The 7,444-nt window shown below is 40.8% G+C and carries 7 protein-coding genes; 5 read left to right on the forward strand and 2 right to left on the reverse strand.

The window, feature by feature from the left end:
• A partial coding sequence (locus B4H39_RS01190) for a mucin-binding protein (protein WP_286927473.1) occupies positions 1–1,438 on the forward strand: 1,438 nt, incomplete at its 5' end.
• A gap of 263 nt (positions 1,439–1,701) precedes the next feature.
• Here B4H39_RS01190 and B4H39_RS01195 read toward each other — a convergent pair.
• Positions 1,702–2,178, reverse strand: coding sequence for an effector binding domain-containing protein (locus B4H39_RS01195; protein ID WP_202230457.1), 477 nt, complete (start codon positions 2,176–2,178; stop codon positions 1,702–1,704).
• A gap of 58 nt (positions 2,179–2,236) precedes the next feature.
• Positions 2,237–2,716 (reverse strand): GyrI-like domain-containing protein, encoded by a 480-nt coding sequence (locus B4H39_RS01200; RefSeq protein ID WP_251421589.1) that lies wholly within the window; start codon positions 2,714–2,716, stop codon positions 2,237–2,239.
• 105 nt (positions 2,717–2,821) lie between these two features.
• Here B4H39_RS01200 and B4H39_RS01205 point away from each other — a divergent pair, with 105 nt between their 5' ends.
• The 4 genes from B4H39_RS01205 to prmC all read left to right on the forward strand — a co-directional run bounded on the left by B4H39_RS01205 (position 2,822) and on the right by prmC (position 7,062).
• Positions 2,822–3,796, forward strand: a complete 975-nt coding sequence (locus tag B4H39_RS01205; RefSeq protein WP_251421586.1) for a helix-turn-helix transcriptional regulator — start codon at positions 2,822–2,824, stop codon at positions 3,794–3,796.
• Positions 3,797–4,268: 472 nt separating this feature from the next.
• Complete coding sequence (locus B4H39_RS01210; protein ID WP_251421583.1) at positions 4,269–4,871, forward strand: thymidine kinase; 603 nt, start codon at positions 4,269–4,271, stop codon at positions 4,869–4,871.
• Positions 4,872–4,895: 24 nt separating this feature from the next.
• Entirely contained in the window at positions 4,896–5,969 is a 1,074-nt protein-coding gene (gene prfA, locus B4H39_RS01215) for a peptide chain release factor 1 (RefSeq protein ID WP_251421580.1), read from the forward strand.
• 280 nt (positions 5,970–6,249) lie between these two features.
• The gene (gene prmC, locus B4H39_RS01220) at positions 6,250–7,062 is read left to right on the forward strand and encodes a peptide chain release factor N(5)-glutamine methyltransferase (RefSeq protein WP_251421578.1); all 813 of its coding nucleotides are present in this window, start codon (positions 6,250–6,252) and stop codon (positions 7,060–7,062) included.
• Positions 7,063–7,444 lie beyond the last annotated feature (382 nt).

The raw sequence follows: 7,444 nt of genomic DNA on the forward strand, positions 1-7,444 counted from the left end.
CGACAAGTCTTCCCTTTCGAAGACAATCACGCGGACCGTCAACTATGTGGACAAGAACACAGGCAAGGTCCTCAAACAAGAGGTTCAAACGGTTACCTACACTCGTACTGCAGTTGTGGACAAAGTAACAGGAGAGCTGCTTGGCTATGACACCAATGGTGATGGCAAGGTAGACACGACCGAAGATAGTGCTTCATGGACCACAACTTCTAATGTCTGGGATAAGCTTGTTTCTCCGGACTACAGCGCCCAAGGCTATGGCTCGCCTTCTGTGGGTGAAGTGGACAAGGTGACAGTCACTCCAGACAGTAAGAGCACAGAGGTTAATGTTTATTATGAACATGAAACTACAGTTGTGACTCCAGAACAACCGGGTACACCGGGCAGTCCAATTGATCCAAATCAGCCAGACGGACCGAAATGGCCAGAAGGTACTGACAAGTCTTCCCTTTCGAAGATGATCACGCGGACCATCAACTATGTGGACAAGAAGACAGGCAAGCTCCTCAAACAAGAGGTTCAAACGGTGACCTATACCCGTACCGCAGTTGTGGACAAAGTGACAGGCGAACTGCTTGGCTATGACACCAATGGGGACGGCAAGGTAGATACGACAGAAGGTGATGCTTCATGGACCACAACTTCTAATGTCTGGGATAAGCTTGTTTCTCCAGACTACAGCGCCCAAGGCTATGGTTCCCCTTCTGTGGCTGAAGTGGCTAAAGAAACTGTTACTCCAGATACAGACTCGTCTGAGGTTAATGTTTATTATGAGCATGAAACCACACCTGCAACTCCAGAACAACCGGGCATACCGGGTAGTCCAATTGATCCAAACCGTCCAGACGGACCGAAGTGGCCAGAAGGTACCGACAAGTCTTCCCTTTCGAAGACCCTCACGCGGACCATCAACTATGTAGACAAGAAGACAGGCAAGGTCCTCAAACAAGAAGTCCAAACCGTGACTTACACCCGTACCGCTGTTGTGGACAAAGTAACAGGTGAGCTGCTTGGCTATGACACCAATGGTGACGGCAAAGTGGACACAACAGAAGATTCCGCTTCATGGACGACAACTTCTGATGTCTGGGACAAACTTGTTTCCCCAGACTACAGTGCGCAAGGCTACGGTTCACCTTCTGTGAGCGAGGTGGCTAAAGAAACTGTCACTCCAGATACAGATTCAACTGAGGTTAATGTTTATTATGAGCAAAAACCAAAAGATGAGAGTGACAATTCTAATAAGGATAAACCAGAAAGTGATAAGTCTACAGGCCAGAAAAATGTTGATAATAATACAAAATCAACAAAAGTAGAGAAGAAACTTCCTGCAACTGGAGAGAGCCTCTTAGCATCACTTGTATGGGGAGTATTAGGCTTGTTAGCTGTAGCGACTTCTATTCTTCTTGCCAAGAAGCGTAAAGGAAAAGAGGATTAATAGTATCTTTATGAAGAAACGCAGGAGTGATGTCAAGAAATGCTAAGAAATCTTACATAATTTTTCTCGCTTATTATAGCAAATAGGACATCTTGGACAGAAAGTAATTGTGTTACTACAGTTAGATTAAATAAGAAAACAGTAGCAAAATATGTTCGAGAACAGGAAAAGTACGATATTCCTCTTTGCAAACTTAGTGTTAAGAAACCTGTATCCTTTAGCGAGATGCTTCCAAGTTAAAACCACCCGTTTTACGGGTGGTTTTATTGTTTGACTACAGGCACAATAAATTGTCCTGAATACGTGCCGTCTCCATTATCTTTACGCCAAGTGGCATTAGGGCCTCCCACATAGGCATAGTCTGTGACATATGGCAATATCTCTCCAAAAGCTTTGTAAGTCAGTTGATCAAATAGTCCATCAGCATCTTCAGACATACCAGATACAGTGATATAGTCACCTGCAGGAAATTCAACCATACGTGTAGCAATTTCTAAAGATTTACTTGTAGAAATGGCACGGTAGTTCCAAGCCTTGTTTTGGTAGACTTCATTGACAGACCATTCAAGGTCGTCCGTAGCTGATTGCTTAAGCGCATCCAGCGTCCCATCTTGTGTCAGTTTTTTATAAAAAGCTGTTTTCTCTGCGATAACAGCATCCATGTCAGATAAATCTGATTGAAGGCTGAAGCCAATAGCCGCAAGGCTAAAAGCTTCTTTTGTTTCTAATTGATAATCCATAGAATTCCTTTCAGTGTTTGGAGAATATAGAACTTCTTTGATTATAATAAATTTTGACTTATGCCTCAACTTTTTGAGCACGCAAAGTCATCGTTGCAGTGAAAGTGCCATTAGGATTTTCAGTGACTGCAGTTGCATTGCTAGGGCCGATATACTGCCATTCAGAGATTTCACTCAAGGCTTGACCAAAGACGTAGCCGGTTAACTGATCTGCCAAGGTATTTTTATCATCTCCTGTCATCTCAAAAACGAGATAATCACCAGCTAGAAATTCGAAAACATCGGTGTTTGCAACTTCAGAGAAAGAACCCATGACACCAAAGCCACGGCGTGCACCTGCTTCAGTTGCGTAGTTGATTTGATAAATTTGCCCGTCTGATTTTTTAGCGAGTTCAGCCAGTGCTCCATTTTCAATGATGCTTTGTTTGAGTTGTGCAGTTTTTTGGGCGTTGCCTGCCCAGTCGTTAAAATCTTCAAATGTGATACCAAAAGCAGTCATCTTGTAATCTTCGGGGATATGTGTGATTGTGTAGTTCATTTAAATACTCCTAATTTTTCGTTTATTTGTCACTTAGGATTAAGCGCAAGTATAGTATAGCGTTTAAATGTATCAAAAACTGATACTTTTTAGTATAATCAAAATATGAAAAAATCCGAACGCATCAATTTAATCATGCGCTATATTAATAATCGCTCGCAATTTACAATAGCGGAGCTGCAAAAAGAGTTTGATATTTCCCGTGCTACAGCCATCCGAGATGTGCAAGATATTGAGGCTATGGGCTTGCCTTTAGTTGCGGAACGTGGCCGTGGGGGAGGGTATTTTGTCATGCAAAATGATTTTTTACCTACTGTACGTTTTACACCTGATGAGCTTAAGGCTGTTTTCATCGCTTTTATGGCTACTAAAAACCAGCAATTGCCCTATCTTCACGGTCGCAAAACGATTATGGAAAAGTTGATTGCTATAGCACCACAGACTCAGCAGGATATTCTTATTATGTTGAATCAACTGTTGCTTTTTACGGGTTCCAACCCTGCCCACCCTGATATTTTAGAGCTGGATGATGCGGGACCGCCTGAGTTTAATCAACTTCTGAATCTGGCTCTGACGGACCGTTACATGACTTTGACTTACGAACCCGTGACGGGAAGACTTGAACAGTTAAACGCTTATATTTTGCAAGTCTTTCAAATGCAAGGGACTTGGCTTTTAGATCTTTATAATCTTGACACCACTGACTTTCGTTATATGCCAATTGAGCAACTCAGAGAGAGCAAGTCTTTGGTGGGAAGCCCACCTTTAAGTGAAAAGGAGATTCTGGCGCAACGCCAGCAGTTAAGGACACAAGGCAATCTCAAAGTTACACTCAACAAGCGAGCAATAGACCGTTTCAAAGTTTTTCACCCACCAGGCTTAATTTTACGATTTACGGGTATGTTTCAATCTTCAGGACTTTTCCAAACACAAATTGATGAAAGGAATGAAGAAGAAGTGGAATACTATGCGGACTGGCTTCTTTATCTAGGTTTAGGGGCAAAAATAGAAAGTATGCCTCAGACGTTAAAGGCAGTCTTAAAAGAGCGGCAAGAGAACTTGAAAGTACTGTTAGAATAATAATAGATGTAATCCAAAAATAAAATGGATAATGCAGTGGAATTTAAGCGAAACAGAGTGTTAAAGCACGTGATGCTTGGGGAAGATTAACTTACTTAAGTATAGCGAGAGCAAAATAACATTATGTTTATTGAGCAGGGAAAATAGAATTGCTAGTTTAGAACATTCTGCTTTTTATTCATGTTCAGAGTTATCAGGAGCATCAAAATAGCTTTGAAATTCCTTGTCCATGTCCTATTTAATGGAGTGTAAAAACTTTATAGAAAGCTTCAAAATTTTTCCAATTCGCATTCAAAAGCCCGACAAAAAATTTTATAAATATGGTAAAATAGAGAGAATTCTATTTGCGCTCTACACAAGATAATTTTAGGGGAATTATGGGAAATAAAACCTCTCAGACAACTCTTTCCTAACCCTTTATTGGTGCGGACTGGGAAGATTTAGGAAAAATAGGGAAATTAAGGGGATAGAAATGGCACAATTGTACTTCAAATATGGCAGTATGAACTCAGGCAAAAGTATCGAAATTCTGAAAGTTGCCCATAATTATGAAGAACAGGGAAAACCTGTTTTGATTATGACTTCTAGTTTAGATACACGTGCCGGTGTTGGTATAGTCGCAAGTCGTATTGGTATGAGCAGTGATGCTGTGGCTATCGATGATAAGCTGGATGTGTACGCCTATATTGAAAACTTACCTGTAAGGCCTTTTTGTGTGCTGATTGATGAAGCCCAGTTTCTCAATAAACAAAATATTTATGATCTGGCACGCGTGGTCGATGATTTAGATGTCCCCGTGATGGCTTTTGGCTTAAAAAATGATTTCAGAAATGAACTTTTTGAAGGTTCAAAATACTTATTGCTTCTGGCTGATAAAATCGAAGAAATTAAAACGATTTGCTGGTATTGCAGTAAAAAAGCAACAATGGTTTTACGCATGGTTGAAGGCGAACCTGTATATGAAGGCGAGCAACTGCAGATTGGTGGCAATGAGAGCTACATTCCAGTGTGCCGTAAGCACTACTTTCATCCGTTGAAAAAGATGAAGGGTAATCGTATAAACGAAGAGATATAAAAAAGAAGTAAGGAAAAATAAAAAATGTTTGATCAACTTGAAACAATGGTAGGACGATATGAGGAGCTGGGTGAATTACTCAGTGACCCACAGGTTGTCAATGATACAAAGCGCTTTATGGAGCTTTCACGTGAAGAAGCCAATCTGCGTGATACTGTAGCCACTTATAATGAATATAAAAAGGTGCTTGAAACGATTTCCGATAGCGAAGAAATGCTTGGTGAAGGTGGCCTTGATGAGGACATGAAAGAAATGCTCAAAGAGGAGCTTTCAGAAGCAAAAGCAGCCAAAGAAGAACTGGAAGAAAAGATTAAAATTCTCTTGCTTCCTAAAGATCCAAATGATGATAAAAATATCATCTTGGAAATTCGCGGCGCAGCAGGAGGTGATGAAGCAGCCCTTTTCGCTGGCGATTTGCTAAATATGTACCAACATTATGCAGAGTCACAAGGCTGGAAATTTGAAATCATGGAAGCCAGTGTGACAAGCATTGGCGGTTATAAAGAAGTTTCAGCCCTTGTTTCAGGGACTTCTGTTTACAGTAAACTAAAATATGAATCTGGTGCTCACCGCGTGCAGCGCGTGCCAACAACGGAAACACAAGGACGCGTACATACTTCAACAGCAACAGTGCTTGTCATGCCTGAAGTTGAAGAGTTCGAGATGAAAATTGAGCAAAAAGATCTCCGTGTTGATATCTACCATGCCTCAGGTGCTGGTGGACAAAACGTCAACAAGGTTGCCACAGCTGTACGTATGGTTCACTTGCCTACAGGCATCAAAGTCGAAATGCAAGAAGAACGTACGCAGCAAAAAAACCGTGATAAAGCCATCAAGTTGCTTAACACAAAGGTATTTGACTACTATCAACAAATCGAGTTGGATAAACAAAACGCTGAACGTAAGTCTACTGTCGGAACAGGTGACCGTTCAGAGCGTATCCGGACCTATAATTTCCCACAAAACCGTGTGACGGACCACCGTATCGGATTAACTTTACAAAAGTTGGATACCATCCTTTCTGGAAAAATGGATGAAGTCATTGATGCACTCGTGGTTTATGATCAAACGGAAAAGTTGGCAGAGCTTAACAAGTAATATAGAAGTTTCAGTTTGAAACAAGAGAGTGAAGGTTGTTCTAGGGTGAGAGCCTTCATATTTTAGGCTTAACTGATAAAAGAGATGCTTTAGAGACTGTGAGAAGTAGAGAAAGCACAAAAAGTTAAGGGTACTTATAGGTTGGAAAATATTGTCAATGAAAAGAACAGGACACGCAATAAAAAAGCGGTCCTTTTTGTCAAAAGTAATATGGTAATCCTCTATGTATTTGTCAGAACCTATTTTCTCTACTTTAAAAGTGAGGAGGCGGAAAGAAAAGATGTTATGGATTGAGGCCGTGCGACAGCTCTCTAGCAACCTAGAAGAGCCCTTTGCTCTAGAATTTGTTTGGAGAAACTTGCACGAATTAACGAAGTTGCAATGGTTAAATTTGCAGAAAGAAATTATTTCAGAAACAGAATGGGTAGAGTTAAAGGCGATAGCTCGACGTTTAGAAAATGATGAACCGCCACAATATATTGTCGGCTGGGCGGAGTTTTGTGGCTTAAAATTGATTGTGGACAAACGTGTGCTGATTCCGCGCCCAGAAACAGAAGAGCTTGTTCAGATGATTTTGACAGATAACGACGGAAGTTCTCGTGCTGTTTTAGATATCGGGACAGGTTCAGGAGCTATTGCCTTGGCTTTAGCGCAACAGAGAGAGCAGTGGCAGATTACAGCAGTGGATATTTCAGAAGGCGCTCTTGAGGTAGCACGTGAAAATGCCTCAAAACATAATCTAGTCTTAAGGTTTATTAATTCAAATGTTTTTGAAAATGTACAAGAGAAGTACGATATCATTGTATCTAATCCACCTTATATAGCTTTTGACGAGACTTATGAGATGGACCAATCTGTTATTCGTTTCGAGCCAGAGCGCGCGCTTTTTGCAGAACATCAAGGATTAGCAATTTATGAAAAAATAGCAGAAAGGGCCCAAAACTACTTGAAACCTGAGGGAAAAATATATTTGGAAATTGGCTACAAACAAGGAGAGAAAGTGAAAGCACTTTTTGAAGAAAAATTCCCGGAGAAAGCTGTTAGCATTCACCAAGATATTTTTGGAAAGGACCGCATGGTAAGTGTGCAATAGCTGAAAATCAAGCATGTAAGGAAAAGCAGAACATTTTCATGACAAACGCATGAGGTTATTTTTGATGAAAACTGCCCATTTTCACAGCGTGATGAGGCGAGGTTTCTTAGACTTTTTGGGGGAAAGCGTCCAAGAGAGTTTGCCTTCTTCTCGCGATTTTTCTATGCGTGGATCAAGGATTCCCTTACTTTATTTAGAGTAGGACAAGCTGTGTAAGCAGTTGTAAACTAGTCTTGTGGTTTCACTTAGACATAGAAAATTTAGCTGCCGCTCAAACTGCACAGAGAAGCGTGGTACCTGAAACGCTGCCGTTTTAGGAGGTGTTTTCCCTTATGAATCCTGTAATTCCACATTTTTATATCTTGAATTTATAATTTAAGTG

This window comes from Lactococcus sp. UBA7128 (assembly GCF_002492185.1).
GTDB classification, from domain to species: domain Bacteria; phylum Bacillota; class Bacilli; order Lactobacillales; family Streptococcaceae; genus Lactococcus; species Lactococcus muris.

Coding starts and splice junctions, on each gene's coding strand:
- prfA (WP_251421580.1), top strand. CDS start 4,896: ATGTTTGATCAACTTGAAACAATGGTAGGACGATATGAGGAGCTGGGT.
- B4H39_RS01200 (WP_251421589.1), bottom strand. CDS start 2,716: ATGAACTACACAATCACACATATCCCCGAAGATTACAAGATGACTGCT.
- B4H39_RS01195 (WP_202230457.1), bottom strand. CDS start 2,178: ATGGATTATCAATTAGAAACAAAAGAAGCTTTTAGCCTTGCGGCTATT.
- B4H39_RS01205 (WP_251421586.1), top strand. CDS start 2,822: ATGAAAAAATCCGAACGCATCAATTTAATCATGCGCTATATTAATAAT.
- prmC (WP_251421578.1), top strand. CDS start 6,250: ATGTTATGGATTGAGGCCGTGCGACAGCTCTCTAGCAACCTAGAAGAG.
- B4H39_RS01210 (WP_251421583.1), top strand. CDS start 4,269: ATGGCACAATTGTACTTCAAATATGGCAGTATGAACTCAGGCAAAAGT.